This window comes from Isoptericola hypogeus, assembly GCF_039531145.1.
Classification (GTDB): domain Bacteria; phylum Actinomycetota; class Actinomycetes; order Actinomycetales; family Cellulomonadaceae; genus Isoptericola; species Isoptericola hypogeus.
The window spans coordinates 387,742-403,792 of sequence record NZ_BAAAPM010000008.1 but is presented as its reverse complement, the minus strand read 5'-3'; the positions used below and the strand labels follow the sequence as shown (position 1 = coordinate 403,792).

General features: G+C 75.2%; 15 protein-coding genes. 11 read left to right on the top strand and 4 right to left on the bottom strand.

Annotated elements, in window-relative coordinates; all coding sequences use genetic code 11:
• Positions 1-21: 21 nt before the first annotated feature.
• The 3 genes from ABD254_RS17545 to ABD254_RS17535 all read right to left on the bottom strand — a co-directional run bounded on the left by ABD254_RS17545 (position 22) and on the right by ABD254_RS17535 (position 3,729).
• The gene (locus ABD254_RS17545) at positions 22-1,443 is read right to left on the bottom strand and encodes a sensor histidine kinase (RefSeq protein WP_344249938.1); all 1,422 of its coding nucleotides are present in this window, start codon (positions 1,441-1,443) and stop codon (positions 22-24) included.
• 7 nt (positions 1,444-1,450) lie between these two features.
• Positions 1,451-2,146: a response regulator transcription factor gene (locus ABD254_RS17540; RefSeq protein WP_344249937.1), complete on the bottom strand. Its 696-nt coding sequence runs from the start codon at positions 2,144-2,146 to the stop codon at positions 1,451-1,453.
• Positions 2,147-2,247: 101 nt separating this feature from the next.
• Positions 2,248-3,729, bottom strand: a complete 1,482-nt coding sequence (locus tag ABD254_RS17535; protein ID WP_344249936.1) for an FAD-dependent monooxygenase — start codon at positions 3,727-3,729, stop codon at positions 2,248-2,250.
• Positions 3,730-3,824: 95 nt separating this feature from the next.
• Between ABD254_RS17535 and ABD254_RS17530 the strand changes: the two genes are divergently transcribed.
• Positions 3,825-5,204, top strand: coding sequence for a replication-associated recombination protein A (locus ABD254_RS17530; RefSeq protein WP_344249935.1), 1,380 nt, complete (start codon positions 3,825-3,827; stop codon positions 5,202-5,204).
• 23 nt (positions 5,205-5,227) lie between these two features.
• Here the strand turns inward: ABD254_RS17530 and ABD254_RS17525 are convergent, their stop codons facing one another.
• Entirely contained in the window at positions 5,228-5,671 is a 444-nt protein-coding gene (locus ABD254_RS17525; RefSeq protein ID WP_344249934.1) for a globin domain-containing protein, read from the bottom strand.
• Between the two features lie 322 nt (positions 5,672-5,993).
• On the opposite strand from ABD254_RS17525, the gene rpsD reads away from it, so the two are divergent.
• From rpsD to aroB, 10 genes are all read left to right on the top strand, one after another.
• Complete coding sequence (rpsD, locus tag ABD254_RS17520) at positions 5,994-6,620, top strand: 30S ribosomal protein S4 (protein WP_344249933.1); 627 nt, start codon at positions 5,994-5,996, stop codon at positions 6,618-6,620.
• Positions 6,621-6,737: 117 nt separating this feature from the next.
• Complete coding sequence (locus tag ABD254_RS17515) at positions 6,738-7,136, top strand: DUF948 domain-containing protein (RefSeq protein ID WP_344249932.1); 399 nt, start codon at positions 6,738-6,740, stop codon at positions 7,134-7,136.
• Positions 7,136-7,549, top strand: a complete 414-nt coding sequence (locus ABD254_RS17510) for a hypothetical protein (protein ID WP_344249931.1) — start codon at positions 7,136-7,138, stop codon at positions 7,547-7,549. The genes ABD254_RS17515 and ABD254_RS17510 overlap by 1 nt, the downstream gene beginning before the upstream one ends.
• Positions 7,550-7,671: 122 nt before the next feature.
• A complete protein-coding gene (gene alaS / locus ABD254_RS17505; protein WP_344249930.1) occupies positions 7,672-10,374 on the top strand; it encodes an alanine--tRNA ligase in 2,703 nt (900 codons plus the stop codon).
• Between the two features lie 17 nt (positions 10,375-10,391).
• Positions 10,392-10,928: a Holliday junction resolvase RuvX gene (gene ruvX / locus ABD254_RS17500; protein ID WP_344249929.1), complete on the top strand. Its 537-nt coding sequence runs from the start codon at positions 10,392-10,394 to the stop codon at positions 10,926-10,928.
• Between the two features lie 70 nt (positions 10,929-10,998).
• On the top strand, positions 10,999-12,150 hold the full coding sequence (gene mltG, locus ABD254_RS17495; RefSeq protein WP_344249928.1) for an endolytic transglycosylase MltG: 1,152 nt from the start codon (positions 10,999-11,001) through the stop codon (positions 12,148-12,150).
• 4 nt (positions 12,151-12,154) lie between these two features.
• On the top strand, positions 12,155-13,039 hold the full coding sequence (locus ABD254_RS17490; protein WP_344249927.1) for a shikimate dehydrogenase: 885 nt from the start codon (positions 12,155-12,157) through the stop codon (positions 13,037-13,039).
• 104 nt (positions 13,040-13,143) lie between these two features.
• Positions 13,144-14,361: a chorismate synthase gene (gene aroC, locus ABD254_RS17485; protein WP_344249926.1), complete on the top strand. Its 1,218-nt coding sequence runs from the start codon at positions 13,144-13,146 to the stop codon at positions 14,359-14,361.
• Positions 14,358-14,897, top strand: a complete 540-nt coding sequence (locus ABD254_RS17480) for a shikimate kinase (protein ID WP_344249925.1) — start codon at positions 14,358-14,360, stop codon at positions 14,895-14,897. Before aroC ends, ABD254_RS17480 begins: the two co-directional genes overlap by 4 nt.
• On the top strand, positions 14,882-16,024 hold the full coding sequence (gene aroB / locus ABD254_RS17475; protein WP_344249924.1) for a 3-dehydroquinate synthase: 1,143 nt from the start codon (positions 14,882-14,884) through the stop codon (positions 16,022-16,024). The genes ABD254_RS17480 and aroB overlap by 16 nt, the downstream gene beginning before the upstream one ends.
• Positions 16,025-16,051 lie beyond the last annotated feature (27 nt).

Here is a 16,051-nt window from a genome sequence, read left to right as displayed (position 1 = left end):
GGGATCATCCTCGGCACGCGATCACTCCTCGATCTCACGGTCGGCGACCCCACGGTCGGCGATCCCGTCGTCACCGGCGGGCTCGGGCGGCCCGTCGAGGCGGGGCAGCCGCAGCCGCACGCGCAGCCCGCCGCCGTCGGGCAGCTCGAGGCCGAGCGTCCCGTCCCCGGCGGCGAGCAGCTCGGCGGAGATCGCGAGGCCGAGGCCCGATCCGCGCACCCCGCCGTGCCCGGGGCTGCGCCAGAACCGTTCGGTGAGGTGGTCGAGCTGGTCGGCCGGGACGCCGGGCCCGTGGTCGCGGACCACGACCTCGACGGCGTCCGGCCGGGCCGCGACCGCGACCTCGACGGGCTCGCCGCGCGGCGCGAACTTCACGGCGTTGTCCAGCACCGCGTCGAAGGCGCACTCGAGCGCGGTGGCGTCCGCGCGCGCCCACGCCGGCCCACCGGGCAAATCGAGCACCACGGGCCGTCCCGGGGCGAGCGTCCGCCACGAGGAGACGCGCCGCTCCACCAGGCCGGCGACGTCGAGCGGGCGTACCCCGGTGCCGCGGTCGGCGTCGTCGGCCAAGAGCAGGAGCGCGTCGAGGATCTGCTTCATCCGGACCGCCTCGGCGCGGACGTGCGCGACCTCGTCGGCGTGCTCGGGCCCGGTGGTGAGGGCGAGGTCCTCGATCCGGAGCATGAGCGCGCCCAGGGGGTTGCGCAGCTCGTGCGAGGCGTTGGAGACGAACTCCTGCTGGCGGCCCATGAGGTGCTCGACGCGCGCAGCCATCTCGTTGAACCGGGTGACGACGGCCCGCAGCTCCGGCGGGCCGGTCGACGGCGGGATGCGGGCGTCGAGCCGCCCGGCGCCGATCTCGACCATCGCCCGGTCCACCGCCGCGACGGGTCGCAGCACCCACCCGGCCGTGCGGTGGGCGATCAGGGCCGCCAGCAGGCACAGGAGGAGCCCGCCGGCGGCGAGCATCCCCCAGCTCAGCCAGATGCCGCGCGACAGGTCGCGGGCGTCGGACACGGTGACGACGGCGCCGACCAGGTCACCGCCGTCGAACACCGGCTCGGCGACGACCACCTGGTCGACCGTCCACGGCAGCGGTCCGGTGCGCAGCTCGCTGCGTCGGCCCGCGAGGGCCGCCGCGCGCTCGTCGACGTCCGCGGCGTCGAGCCCGTTGGTCGCCCAGGTGGCGCCTGCCTGGTCGAGGACGGCGGCGTCGATCCCGTAGACGTCGCGGTAGCGCTCGAGGTCGCCGGCGACGATCGCGGGGTCGTCGGCGAGGAGCGACTGCCGTGCGGTGATGACGAGGTAGCCGGTGTCCGCGAGCCGGTCGAGGAAGACGGCCTGCTGGTCGGCGCGGGCGACGCTGGCGGCGTACGCCGTGCCGACGACGGCGAGCACGAGCAGCAGCGGGACGTACAGGATCACGGCGAGACGAGTGCGCACGGCGGCCTCAGGGACGGCCCGGCACGCGGTACCCGACGCCGCGCACGGTCTGCACGACGTCGACCGGGCTACCGGCGGCATCGGCGAGCTTGCGGCGCAGGGACGCCACGTGGACCTCCAGGGTGCGGCCGAGCCCCTTCCAGCTCGACCCCCACACCTCGCGCAGGATCTGCTCCCGGGGGAGGGCCACGCCCGCGTGCCGGGCCAGCAGCGCGAGCAGGTCGTACTCCTTGCGCGACAGCGGGACGGGCGCCCCGCGCGGGTCGCGGACCTCGTGGCCGGCGAGGTCGACGGTGAACCCGCCGACGTCGAGGCTCGGGGCCCGGGTGGGCTCGTCCCGCTCGCGGGCGCGGCTGCGGCGCAGCACGGCGTCGATGCGGGCGAGGACCTCGGGCACGTCGTAGGGCTTGGTCACGTAGTCGTCGGCGCCCAGGCGAAGGCCGCGCACGCGGGCGTCGAGCCGGGTGCGGGCGGTGACCATGATGACCGGCACGTCCGAGACGGCCCGGATGCGGCGGCAGACCTCGAAGCCGTCAATGTCGGGCAGGGTGAGGTCCAGGAGCACGAGGTCCGTGCCCGGCCCCAGGGCGCCGAGCGCGGCCGCGCCGTCCGGGGCGTGCACCACCTCGAAGCCGTGCCGGCGCAGGACGGACACGAGCGCCGCCGCGACGTGCTGGTCGTCCTCCACCACCAGCAGGCGCATGTGTCCCACCTCACTCCCGTCCGGCGTCCGAGGGTAGCGGAGCGGAGGCCGTCGCGGCGCCTCGCCCCAGATCCGTGCCGTCCGGGCCCGCGTGGCCGCGATCAGCGGGGACGCGCGTCGGCGAGGTAGCCGTCGGGGCGCACCAGCAGGGTGCTCGGCAGGCCGTCGGCGCGCACGACGACGACCCGGTCGGCGACGTCGGTCTCCCCGGGGGCGGCCGGCAGGTCCGTCGACGAGGCGACCCCGGGCCGTACGAGGACGAAGCGGCCCGCGCGGAGCGCCTCCGCCAGCCGGGTACCGGCGGTGCCGGCGGGGCCGCCGCGGCCGTCGGCGAGCGGGAGGTCGGGGACGCGGTGCCCGGCGCGGCGGTGCGCGCCCGGGGGAGCGTCGTACGCCACGCCGACGGCGGAGATCGTCGCGGCGGCGCGGCGCCGCGCCGCCGGGACCCGGGACAGGGCGGTCGTGAGCACGACGCGGGCGGCGGCGGCGAACGGGCCCGGGCGGGTGGCGAGCCGCAGGATGGTGCCGCTGGCCCGCAGCACCTGCGCGCCGACGGGATGCCGCTCGGACTGGTAGCCGTCGAGCAGCGCGGGCTCGGCGCCGCGGGTGACGGCGGCGAGCCGCCAGGAGAGGTTGGCCGCGTCCTGCAGGCCGGTGTTCATGCCCAGCCCGCCGGCGGGGCTGTGCGCGTGCGCGGCGTCGCCGGCGAGCAGGACCCGCCCCGCGCGGTAGGTCGGCGCCTGGCGCTCGTCGGCGGCGAACCGGTCGGCGAACCGCAGGTCGTGCATGCCGTGGTCGTCGCCCAGCGTCGCGCGGGCGACGGCGCGGACCTCGTCCAGCGTGACCGGCCGGTCGGGCTGCTCCTCGCCGGCCCAGCCGATGAACCGGTACCAGCCGTCGCCGAACGGTGCGAGGAAGCCGAGGGCGCCGCGCGCGGTCGCGACCGTCAGCACGTCGGGCGGGGGCGTCGCCAGGCGCACGTCGGCCAGGATCATCGCGCGGATCACCGTCTCGCCGGGGAACGGGATGCCGACCGCGTCGCGCACCGTGGAGCGCACGCCGTCCGTGCCGACGAGCCAGGGCGCGCGCAGGCTGACCGCGGACCCGCCCCGGCTCGTGGGCCCGGGCGCCGCGACCGCCTCGGCGGTGACCCCGCCGGCGTCCTGCGCGACGCCGGTCACGCGGACCTCGTGCCGGAACCGGACGCCGGCGTCCTCGGCGCGCCGACGCAGCAGCCTCTCCACCTCGTACTGTGGCGTGACGAGGACGAACGGGAACCGGCTCGGCAGCCCGTCCAGGCGCACCTCGAGCCGGTCGAAGAGCCGCACGGAGTCCACCCGCTGCCCGGTGGCCACGAGGGCGTCGGCCAGGCCGCGCGCGTCCAGCGTCTCGAGGCTGCGCGCGTGCACCGCGAACGCCCGCGTGAGGTTGCTCAGCCCGGCCGGCCGCCGGTCGACGACGACGGTGCGCACCCCCGCGGTCGCGAGGTCGCCCGCCAGCAGCAGCCCCGTCGGGCCCGCCCCGACGACGATCACGTCGGCGTCAGCCTCTCGGCCGCCGGAGGCAGGTCGGTCCCGGTCCACCCTGTCCACCTCTCGTCGCCCAGCCCTCTCGTCGGGCCCACTGTGGCGGCCGACGGCGGTCCTCGCCTGTCGGACGCGGTCCGTAGGCTGGGCGCATGGACCTGTTCGACGCGGTGACCACCGGAACCAAGGGGACCCCGGTGACCGCCCGGCCGGGCCCCGGCGCGCCCCTGGCGGTGCGGATGCGGCCCGCCACCCTCGACGAGGTCGCCGGCCAGGGGCACCTGCTCGTCGCGGGGTCGCCGCTGCGCCGGCTCGTGGAGCCGGTCGACGAGGCCGCGCGGCGGGCGGCGCCGGGCTCGGTGATCCTCTGGGGCCCGCCGGGCGTCGGCAAGACCACGCTCGCCTATCTGGTCGCGACCGTCTCTGGCCGCCGGTTCGTCGAGCTCTCCGCGGTGACGGCGGGCGTCAAGGACGTGCGCCAGGTGATCGAGGACGCGCGCCGCCGCCTCGTCGCGGGCGGCGAGGAGACGGTGCTGTTCATCGACGAGGTGCACCGGTTCTCCAAGACCCAGCAGGACGCGCTGCTGCCCAGCGTCGAGAACCGGTGGGTGACCCTGGTCGCCGCCACCACCGAGAACCCGTCGTTCTCCGTGAACTCCCCGCTGCTGAGCCGGTCGCTGCTGCTCACGCTCAGGCCGCTCACCGAGGACGACGTGCGGACGCTCGTGCGGCGCGCCGTGGCCGACGAGCGCGGGCTCGCCGGCACCGTCGAGCTCGCGGACGACGCCGAGACCCAGCTGCTGCGCATGGCGGGCGGCGACGCGCGCAAGGCCCTGACGATCCTCGAGGCCGCCGCGGGCGCGGCGCTCGCCGACGCCCCGGTCGCCGGCAGCGAGGCGGTGGTCGTCGACCTCGCGACCGTCGAACGGGCGGTCGACGTCGCCGCGGTGCGCTACGACCGCGACGGCGACCAGCACTACGACGTCGTCTCGGCGTTCATCAAGTCGATCCGCGGCTCCGACGTGGACGCGGCGCTGCACTACCTGGCCCGGATGGTCGCCGCGGGGGAGGACCCGCGGTTCATCGCTCGCCGGCTGGTGATCTCGGCCGCGGAGGACGTCGGCATGGCCGACCCGTCCGCGCTGCAGACGGCGGTCGCCGCGGCCCAGGCCGTCCAGCTCATCGGCATGCCCGAGGGCCGGATCGTGCTCGCCGAGGCGGTGGTGCACCTGGCGACGGCGCCCAAGTCGAACGCCGCGTACCTCGGCGTCGACGCGGCGCTCGCGGACGTGCGGGCCGGCCGGGCGGGCGTCGTGCCCCCGCACCTGCGCGACGCGCACTACGCCGGCGCGCAGGGGCTGGGGCACGGCAAGGGGTACCAGTACGCGCACGACGCGCCGCACGGCGTCGCCGCCCAGCAGTACCTGCCCGACGAGCTCGCCGGCGCCCGCTACTACACGCCCACTGACCGCGGCTTCGAGCGTCAGGTCACGGAGCGCCTGGACCGGATCCGGGAGATCCTCGGCGGCTGAACCGCGCCCAGGGCCTCACCGGGTCAGTTTCGCGCCTCGAGGTCGATGAGGGTGCGGGCCATGACCTGGTAGACGTCATTCCAGGCGGCCGCGACCTCCGGGGTCGCGGCGTCGCCCAGCACGTCGGCGATCGCGGCGAAGAGGTGCTCGTGCACGACGTCGTACTGCGGGGCCTGCACCCCGACGGCGCGGTGGCGACGCGCGACGGGGGCCAGGACCGTCGCGGGGTCGGCCGCGTCGTCGGCGACCAGCAGCGCCGCGCAGGAGGCGATCGCCGCGGCGAGGGCCCGCTGCTGGGTGCCGTCCGCGAGGCGCGCGGCGTCGAACATCTCGCGCACGAGGTCGGGGTGGGCCTCCTGGAGGGTGCGGTAGAACCGGTGGGTGATCTCGTCGATCGCACCGTCGACGGCGGGGAGGGTGGCGCGCACGACCTCGGCGGACGCGGGGGAGAGCATGGGGACGGACATCGGTGGAGACTCCTTCGTCGGTGATCGGCACACGGGCCGGCGGGGCCTTCGCCCCGGTGGCGCCCGAGGCTACCCGGGTCCGGATCGCCGGTGCCGGTGCGAGCTCGGGGCCGGCGTCGTCGGGCCCGCGTCGGGCGCCACCGCGATGCGTTAGGATGGTGCGGTTGCCGTTCGTCGGCGACCGCCTGGGACCTCGGCCCCGTGAGCGCCCCGTACGAGACGTGCGGGCGGCTCCATCGGCTGGTCCCGCACCCGACTCTCCCTCCTCGTGGGGGTCGCGTCGGGTGTGACCTCATCCATCACCACAGGACAGGAAGCAACCGTGACTGCTGTCACCAAGTCGCGCCGCCAGGTCCGCCTGAGCCGCAAGCTCGGCCTCGCGCTGACCCCCAAGGCCGTCAAGCACTTCGAGAAGCGCCCCTACCCCCCGGGCGAGCACGGCCGCGCCCGCCGCCGCACCGAGTCGGACTACGCGGTCCGCCTCCGCGAGAAGCAGCGCCTGCGCGCCCAGTACGCGCTGCGCGAGAAGCAGCTCGTCAAGGTGTACGAGACCGCCCGCAAGCACCCGGGCCTGACCGGTGAGGTCATGGTCGAGGACCTCGAGACGCGTCTCGACGCCCTCGTGCTGCGCGCCGGCTTCGGCCGCACCATGCTGCAGGCCCGCCAGGCCGTGACGCACCGTCACATCCTGGTCGACGGCAAGATCGTGGACCGCCCGTCGTTCCGCGTGAAGCCGGGCCAGACCATCCAGGTCAAGCCCAAGTCGCAGACCACGACGCCGTTCCAGGTCGCCGCCGCCGGCGCGCACCGCGACGTCCTGCCGGCCGTCCCGGGCTACCTGGAGGTCAGCCTGGAGAAGCTGTCGGCCACGCTGACCCGTGCGCCGAAGCGCGCCGAGGTCCCCGTGACCTGCGAGGTGCAGCTGGTCGTCGAGTTCTACGCTCGCTGACCCCAGCCTTGCCCGGACGCCCCGTCACCCGCCACGCGCGGGTGGCGGGGCGTCCGTCGTCCCGCCCCGGGATAGGGTGACGACCGTCTTGGGGTCCACAGTGCGAGGAGAGATCTGATGTCGGTGGGTGACGTGGCCGGGCTCATCGCGGCCGTCGCGTTCGTGCTGCTCGTGGGCCTGCTGGCAGTCCCGCTCGTCAAGCTCGGGCGCGTCTTCGACGAGGCGACCCGCAGCATCCGCGAGGTCACCGAGCACTCGGTGCCGATCCTCGACGAGGCGGCCACCACTGTCGCCTCGACGAACGACCAGCTCGTCAAGGTCGACACGATCACCACCGCGGCCGCGCAGGTGAGCGAGAACGTGTCGGCCCTCACCGGGTTGTACGCGGCCACGCTGGGCCGCCCGCTGGTGAAGGTCGCGGCGTTCTCCTACGGCGTGCGGCAGGCCTTCGCCGGAGCGACGCGCAAGGCGCGCGGCGGGGCCTCCGCCGGAGACGGCACGGGGACGAGCCGCTGATGCGCCGGCTGTTCTGGGTCGGCGTCGGCGTCGCCGTCACGGTCGTCGTGATCCGCCAGGGCAAGAAGGCGATCGCGCAGTACGCGCCCGAGGCCGTCGCCCAGCGGGTCGAGCGCGCGGCGCAGGACGCCGGGCGTCGCGCCGAGACGTTCGTGGGCACGTTCCGCAGCGAGTTCACGGTCGCCCGTGCCCGGCGCGAGGCCGAGCTGACGGCGGCGCTGCTCGCCGACGGGCAGCCCGACCCGCAGGTCGTGCGCGCCAGCGGCCTGCGCCCGGGCGACCTGCGCGTCGACCTGCACGGCGACCGGGGCCCCCACCCGCGGCACGCCGCCGGGCCGGCATCGGACGGCCGGGACGTGCCGACCGACGAGCAGGCCGACGCCGACGAGGCGGAGCTCGGCTACTCGTTCTGACAATTGAAGTTCCGACCATCTCCCGGCACGCGGGAGAATGGTCGCCGGGGTGGTGCTCGCCCGCCCCGACGACGCTCTGGCGTCACCACGGCCACACCTCGTCACACCACACGAAGGACACCATGCGCACCGCCGAGATCCGTCAGCGTTGGCTCGACTACTTCGGGTCGAAGGGGCACGAGATCGTGCCCAGCGTCCCGCTGGTGTCGCCTGACCCGTCGATCCTCTTCACCATCGCCGGCATGGTGCCGTTCATCCCCTACATCCTCGGCACCGAGGCCGCGCCGTGGCCGCGCGCCGCGAGCGTGCAGAAGTGCATCCGCACCAACGACATCGAGAACGTCGGGCGCACCACCCGCCACGGCACGTTCTTCCAGATGAACGGCAACTTCTCGTTCGGCGACTACTTCAAGCGCGAGGCCGTCGACTTCGCCTGGGAGCTGCTGACGACCTCCCAGGACGAGGGCGGCTACGGCCTCGACGGCGACCGGCTGTGGGTGACCATCTGGGAGAAGGACGCCGAGGCGTACGAGGCGCTCACCCGCGGCGTCGGGCTCGACCCGAAGCACATCGTGCGCCTGCCGCGCGAGGAGAACTTCTGGGACACGGGCCAGCCCGGCCCCGCCGGCCCGTGCGCGGAGTGGCACTACGACCGCGGCCCGGCCTACGGCCCCGACGCCGTCGGCGGCAACGTCGACCCGGGCGGCGACCGCTACCTCGAGATCTGGAACCTCGTCTTCGACGAGTTCGTCCGCGGCGAGGGGCAGGGCAAGGACTACCCGCTGCTCGGCGAGCTCGAGCACAAGAGCATCGACACCGGCGCCGGGCTGGAGCGCATCGCCTATCTGCTCCAGGGCAAGGAGAACCTGTACGAGATCGACGAGGTCTTCCCCGTCATCTCGCTCATGGAGGAGCTGAGCGGCAAGCGCTACGGCGCCGACGCCGAGGACGACGTGCGCCTGCGCGTCGTCGCCGACCACGTGCGCTCGTCGCTCATGGTCATCGGCGACGGGGTCCGCCCGTCGAACGAGGGCCGCGGCTACGTGCTGCGCCGCCTCATCCGCCGCGCCGTCCGCGCCGCCCGCCTGCTGGGCGTCGACGGCGTCACGCTGCCGGAGCTGCTGCCCGTCTCCAAGGACGCCATGAAGGCCTCCTACCCGGAGCTCGAGGCCGACTTCGGCCGGATCAGCGACGTGGCGTACGCCGAGGAGGACGCGTTCCGCCGCACCCTCGCGGCCGGCACCACGATCCTCGACACCGCCGTGGGCCGCGCCAAGTCCGGCACGTCCGCGGGCGCCACCCCCGTGCTCGGCGGCGCCGAGGCGTTCCAGCTCCACGACACCTACGGCTTCCCGATCGACCTCACCCTCGAGATGGCGGCCGAGCAGGGCGTGCAGGTCGACGAGAAGGCGTTCCGCGACCTCATGGCCACCCAGAAGCAGCGCGCCCGCGCCGACGCGCTGGCCAAGAAGACCGGCCACGCGGACCTGCGCGCCTACGAGACGCTGTCGAAGGACCTGGCCCGGCCGGTCGAGTTCCTCGGCTACACGCACACGGAGTCCGCGGTGTCGGTCGCCGGCCTGCTCGTCGACGGCGTGCCGGCCCCGGCGGCCACCGCGCCCGCCGCGGTGGAGGTCGTGCTCGACCGCACCCCGTTCTACGCCGAGGCCGGCGGCCAGCTCGCCGACCAGGGCACCATCGTGCTCGACGGCGGCGCCACCATCGAGGTCGACGACGTGCAGCGGCCCGTCGCGGGCCTGTCCGTGCACCGCGGCCGCCTCACCGAGGGCACCGTGGCGCTGGGCGACCCCGGCACGGCGACGATCGAGGTGGGCCGGCGCGTGGCCATCAGCCGCGCCCACTCCGCCACGCACATGATCCACAAGGCGCTGCACGAGCTCGTCGGGGAGGACCGGACGCAGGCCGGGTCGGAGAACGCGCCGAGCCGGGTGCGCTTCGACTTCCGCTCGCCCACCGCCGTCGACGGCTCGTCGCTCGGCGAGATCGAGGAGCGCGTCAACCAGCGTCTCGTCGAGAACCTCGAGGTCACCGACGACGTGATGTCGCTCGCGCAGGCCCGTGAGCTGGGCGCCATGGCGCTGTTCGGCGAGAAGTACGGGGACCGCGTGCGCGTCGTCTCGATCGGCGGCGACTGGTCGCGCGAGCTCTGCGGCGGCACGCACGTGAAGGCGACGGGCGAGGTCGGGCGCGTCGCGCTGCTCGGCGAGGCGTCGATCGGCTCCGGCGTGCGGCGCGTGGACGCGCTCGTCGGCGACGGCGCGTACGGCTTCCAGGCCAAGGAGCACGCCCTCGTGGGCCAGCTCACCGGACTGCTCGGCGCGCGGCCGGACGAGCTCGCCGACCGCGTCGGCTCGCTCCTGACGCGGCTCAAGGACACCGAGAAGGAGCTGGCCGGCCTGCGCCTGTCCCGGCTGCTCGCCGCCGCCGGACAGCTCGCGGCGCAGGCGCCGCAGGTCGGTGCCGCGCGCGTCGTGGCGCACGACGCCGGCGAGGTCGGGTCCGCGGACGACCTGCGCGCCCTCGCGCTGGACGTGCGGGGCCGGCTCGGCGACGCCGACCCCGTCGTCGTCGCCGTCGGGGGCGTCGCGGGCGGTCGCCCGCTGGTCGTCGTCGCGACGAACGCGGGCGCCCGGGACGCGGGGCTGCGCGCGGGCGACTTCGTGAAGTCAGCCGCGAAGACTCTCGGCGGCGGGGGCGGCGGCAAGCCGGACCTCGCCCAGGGCGGCGGCACCGACGCGTCGGCGCTGCCGGGCGCGCTGGCCGGCGTCACCGAGGCCGTGCGGGCCGCGCTCGCGGGCGCGTGACGGGTCGGTCGACGGTCGTGCCTGTCGAGACAGTCGAGTCGGCGGGGCTGCCCCGCGGCGCCCGCCTCGGGGTCGACGTCGGCAAGGTCCGCGTGGGCCTCGCCGGCAGCGACCCCGACGGCCTCGTCGCGACGCCCGTCGAGACGGTGCCGCGTGTGCTCGAGGTGCCGTCGGGCGCCGACGACACGCCGGCCGTGACCGCGGACGTCGCGCGCATCGCCGCGGAGGTCACCGACCGGCTCGCGGCCGTCGTGTACGTCGGGCTGCCGCGCCACCTCTCGGGCGCGGAGGGCGGCGCGACCGCCGACGCGCGCGAGTTCGCAGGCCGGCTGGCCGCGGCGGTGGCGCCCGTCGAGGTGCGGCTGGTGGACGAGCGGATGACGACCGTCACCGCGCACGCGCAGCTCCGCTCGGCAGGACGGCGAACAAAAACCCACCGGTCTGTCATCGACCAGGCCGCAGCCGTTATCATTCTGCAATCTGCACTCGACGCGGAGCGGGCGACCCGAAGGCGCGCCGGCGAGCACGTCGGGGTACAGGCGGCCGACGCGTGACCGCTCGGCGACGCACCAGCACCGACCAGCACCTGACCATCTCCGGCTCTCGCACAAGGAAGATCCCGGCGTGACGGACCTCTTCGAGCACCCCGCCCTGCAGCAGGCGCCTGCACCCTCCACGCGGCGCCGCTCGGCGGCCAGCAAGCGTGCCGCGGCCAAGCGCCGCCGGCGCCGCCGCCAGCGCACCGCGGTGGTGATGGTGGTGGTCCTCGGCGTCGTCGGGGCCGGCGGCTATCTCCTGTGGGACCAGGTGGACGACCTCGTCGGCGACCTGCCCTTCGTCGGGTCGCAGGCCGAGGACTACCCCGGCCCGGGCGTCGAGCCGGTGCAGGTCGTCATCCCCGAGGGGGCCACGGGGACGCAGATGGGCTCCGTGCTCCTCGACGCCGACGTCGTGGCGAGCACCGGCGCGTTCAGCGACGCGTTCGGCGCCAACCCCGCGGCGGCGGGCATCCAGCCCGGCACCTACCAGCTGCTGACCCAGATGAAGGCGTCGGACGCCGTGGCCGCCCTGGTCAAGAACGAGAAGATCCAGACCGACGTCACCATCCCCGAGGGGTACACGGTCGACCAGATCGTGGACCGCGTCGCGTCGGTCACCACGATCACCGCCGACGAGCTCGCGGCCGCGCTGGACAAGCCCAAGTCGATCGGTCTGCCCGCGAGCGCCGACGGCAACGCCGAGGGCTGGCTGTTCCCGAAGACGTACACCGTGCAGCCGGGCGACGACGCCACGTCGCTGCTCACGTCGATGATCGCGCAGACGCGGAGCGAGCTCGAGTCCGCCGGCGTCGCCAAGGGGGACTGGGAGGAAACCCTGATCAAGGCGTCGCTCGTCGAGCGCGAGGCGAAGCACGACGAGGACCGGCCGAAGATGGCGCGGGCGATCGAGAACCGCCTCGACCAGGAGGTCCCGCTAGGGATCGACGCCTCCACCGCCTACGGCCTCGGCAAGCCCGGAACGCAGCTGACGCGGGATGACAACTACGACCTCGACAACCCGTACTCGTTGTACGCGCGCATCGGGCTCCCCCCGACGCCGATCTCGAATCCGGGTGCAGCGTCGATCGAGGCAGTCGGAAGCCCTGCCGATGGGGACTGGCTCTTCTGGGTGACCGTCAACCTCGACACGGGGGAGACGAAGTTCTCGGAGACCAACGAGGAGCACGAGCAGTACGTGGCCGAGCTACGGGCCTGGGAAGCGGAGAACGGGTACTGAGCCGGTGACCACGTCCCGACGCGCGGCGGTGCTGGGGCACCCCGTCGCGCACTCGCTGTCGCCCGCGCTGCACGCGGCGGCGTACCACGCCCTCGCTCTGGACGGCTGGCAGTACACCGCGATCGACACGACGATCGACGACCTGCCGGCGCGCGTCCGGGACCTCGACCTGGGGTGGACGGGCCTGAGCCTGACGATGCCGCTCAAGCAGGCGATCATCCCGCTGGTGGACCACGTCGACCCGCTGGCGCTGGCGGTGGGCGCCGTGAACACGGTGCTGGTCGCTCCGGCGCAGTGCGGCGTCGTCCTCACGGGCACGAACACCGACGTCCACGGGCTCGTGGCGGCGCTGCGGGAGGGCCGTGCCGAGCGCGGCCTCGGCGGGGACGTGACCGTCGGTCGCGCCGTCGTCCTGGGCGGCGGGGCCACCGCCGCGTCGACGCTCGCGGCGCTGGGCGAGCTGGGCTGCACGTCGCCCCGGGTGCTCGTCCGCTCGCTGGGGCGCACGGGCGCGCTGCAGGAGGCCGCGGCACGCATGGGCGTGACGCCGCGCTTCGAGGTGCTCGACGCGACGGCGTCGTTGGCTTCGCTGCTGGTCGCCGACGTCGTGGTCTCCACCATGCCGGCCTACGCGGCCGACCCGGTGGCGTCGGCCCTGGCCGCGCACGGCGGCGGTCCGTCGGGCGTGCTGCTGGACGTCGTCTACGACCCGCGACCCACGGCCCTCTCGGCGGCCTGGGCCGCCGCGGGCGGCACCGTCGTCGGCGGCGAGCGGATGCTGCTGCACCAGGCGGCCGAGCAGGTCCGGCTCATGACCGGCCGGCCGGCGCCCCTGGCGGCGATGGACGCCGCGCTCGGGGCGGCCCTGGGCGCCCCCGCCGCGACCTGACCGCGGCGCCGCCCGACGGGGCGCGCGCGGGTGCGGGGTGGACGCCGTCCCGCACCGTGGCCGCCCGGTCCGGCGCTTCGTCGCCCCGTGGAAGAATCGGACCCATGCTGCGCTGGATGACGTCGGGGGAGTCGCACGGTCCGTCGCTGGTGGGGGTGATGGAGGGGCTGCCCGCCGGGGTCGAGGTCGGCACCGCCGACATCCAGGCGGCGCTGGCCCGCCGCCGCCTCGGCTACGGCCGCGGCGCCCGGATGAAGTTCGAGCAAGACGCGGTGCGCGTGCTCGGCGGCCTGCGGCACGGGCTCACCCAGGGCGGGCCGCTCGCCGTCGAGATCGGCAACACCGAGTGGCCCAAGTGGACCGACGTCATGTCGCCCGACCCGGTGCCGCGCGAGTCCCTGATGGTCGACGCCGGCACGGGCGACGAGCGCGAGATCGCCCGCAACCGGCCGCTCACGCGGCCCCGGCCCGGCCACGCCGACCTGGTGGGCATGCGCAAGTACGGCTTCGACGACGCCCGCCCGGTGCTGGAGCGGGCGTCGGCGCGCGAGACGGCGACCCGGGTGGCGCTCGGGCTCGTGGCGGCCAGGTTCCTCGAGCAGGCGCTCGGGGTGCGGCTCTTGTCGCACGTGGTCGCGATCGGCCCGGTCGAGGTGCCCGAGGGCGCGCCGCTGCCGGCCCCCGACGACGCGGCGGCGCTCGACGCCGACCCGGTGCGCTGCTTCGACGCGGCCGCGAGCGCCGCGATGGTGGCGGAGATCGACGAGTGCCGCAAGGACGGGGACACCCTCGGCGGCGTCGTCGAGGTGCTGGCCTACGGCGTGCCGTCGGGCCTCGGGTCCTACGTGCACGGCGACCGCCGGCTCGACGCCCGCCTCGCCGCTGCGCTCATGGGCATCCAGGCGATCAAGGGCGTCGAGGTCGGAGACGGCTTCCGCACCGCCCGGCGCCGCGGCTCGGCCGCGCACGACGAGATCGACCGCGGCCCCGACGGGCGCATCGAGCGCCGCTCCAACCGCGCCGGCGGCATCGAGGGCGGCATGACCAACGGCGAGGTCGTGCGCGTGCGGGCCGCGATGAAGCCCATCTCGACCGTGCCGCGCGCCCTGGCGACCGTCGACGTCGCCACCGGCGAGGCGGTGACCGCCCACCACCAGCGCTCCGACGTCTGCGCGGTGCCGCCGGCGGCCGTCGTCGCCGAGGCGATGGTGGCGCTCGAGCTCGCGCAGGCGGCCGTGGAGAAGTTCGGCGGCGACTCCGTGACCGAGGTGCGGCGCAACGCCGACGCGTACCTCGCGTCGATCCCCGAGCTGCTGCGATGACCGCGAGCGTGCCCCGGGCCGTCCTCATCGGGCCGCCCGGCAGCGGCAAGACGACGATCGGCCGGCTGCTCGCACAGCGCTGGGGCGTCGCCTTCCGGGACACCGACGCCGACGTCGAGGCGACGGCGGGCAAGTCCGTCGCCGACGTCTTCGTCGACGACGGCGAGCCGCGGTTCCGCGAGCTCGAGCGGGAGGCGGTGACGACGGCGCTCGCCTCGCACCCGGGCGTGCTGGCGCTCGGGGGCGGAGCCGTGATGGACGCCCACACGCAGCGCGCGCTCGAGGGCTACGCCGCCGGCGGCGGCGTGGTCGTGTTCCTCGACGTCGCGCTCGCGCACGCGGCCCCGCGGGTGGGCTTCAACCAGTCCCGGCCGCTGCTCGTGGGCAACCCCCGCGCGCGCTGGGTGGAGCTCATGGCGGCCCGGCGTCCCACCTACGAACGGCTGGCCACGGTCCACGTGGTCTCCGACGAGCGCGACCCGCAGGAGGTCGCGCACCAGGTCGCACAGGAGGTTCAGGCATGTCGGTCCGCGTGACCGTGAACGGGGACGCCCCGTACGACGTCGTCATCGGGCGGCACCTGCTCGGCGAGCTGCCGGGGATGCTCGGCGACGGCGTGCGCCGCGTGCTGGTGATGCACCCGGCGTCGCTGGCGGCGACCGGCGAGACGGTCCGGGAGGACCTCGTGGCCCAGGGCTACGAGGCGTTCGCCGTCGAGCTGCCCGACGCCGAGGAGCAGAAGACGGCGCAGGTCGCGGCCTTCTGCTGGCAGGTGCTGGGGCAGGCGGACTTCACCCGCTCGGACGCGATCGTCTCCGTCGGCGGGGGCGCGACGACGGACCTCGCCGGGTTCGTCGCGGCCACCTGGCTGCGGGGCCTGAAGGTCGTGCACGTGCCGACCACGCTGCTCGCAATGGTGGACGCCGCCGTCGGCGGCAAGACGGGCATCAACACGGCCGAGGGCAAGAACCTCGTCGGGGCCTTCCACCCGCCGGCCGGCGTGCTGTGCGACCTGGCGGCGCTGGAGTCCCTCGACCGCTGGGACCTCGTGGCCGGGATGGCGGAGGTCGTCAAGACGGGCTTCATCGCCGACCCGCGGATCCTCGAGCTGGTGGAGGCGCACGCCGACGAGCTGCGGGGCTGGAAGGGCGGCGACGCGACCGACGAGACGTGGGACGTGCTGGCCGAGCTGGTCGAGCGGTCCGTGCGGGTCAAGGCGCGCGTCGTGGGGGAGGACCTCACCGAGCAGGGGCTGCGGGAGATCCTCAACTACGGGCACACGCTGGGGCACGCGATCGAGCTCACCGAGCGGTATCAGTGGCGTCACGGCGCCGCCGTCGCCGTCGGCATGGTCTTCGTGGCGGAGCTCGCGCGCCTGGCCGGAAAGCTCGACGACGCGGTGGTGGACCGGCACCGGGAGATCCTCGAGTCGCTCGGGCTTCCGACCACCTACCGCGGCGACCGCTGGGACCAGCTCCTGTCCGCGATGCGCCGGGACAAGAAGACGCGCGGCGACCTGCTGCGCTTCGTCGTCCTCGACGACGTCGCCAAGCCCGTGCGGCTCGAGGGACCCGACCCGACGCTGCTCGCCGCCGCCTACGCGGAGGTCTCCAAGGAGCCGCCGACCGGCCGCCCGGGGGTCCAGGTCCAGCTCGGCCTCTGACGCGGTCGCCGGTCGAGCCTGTCGAGA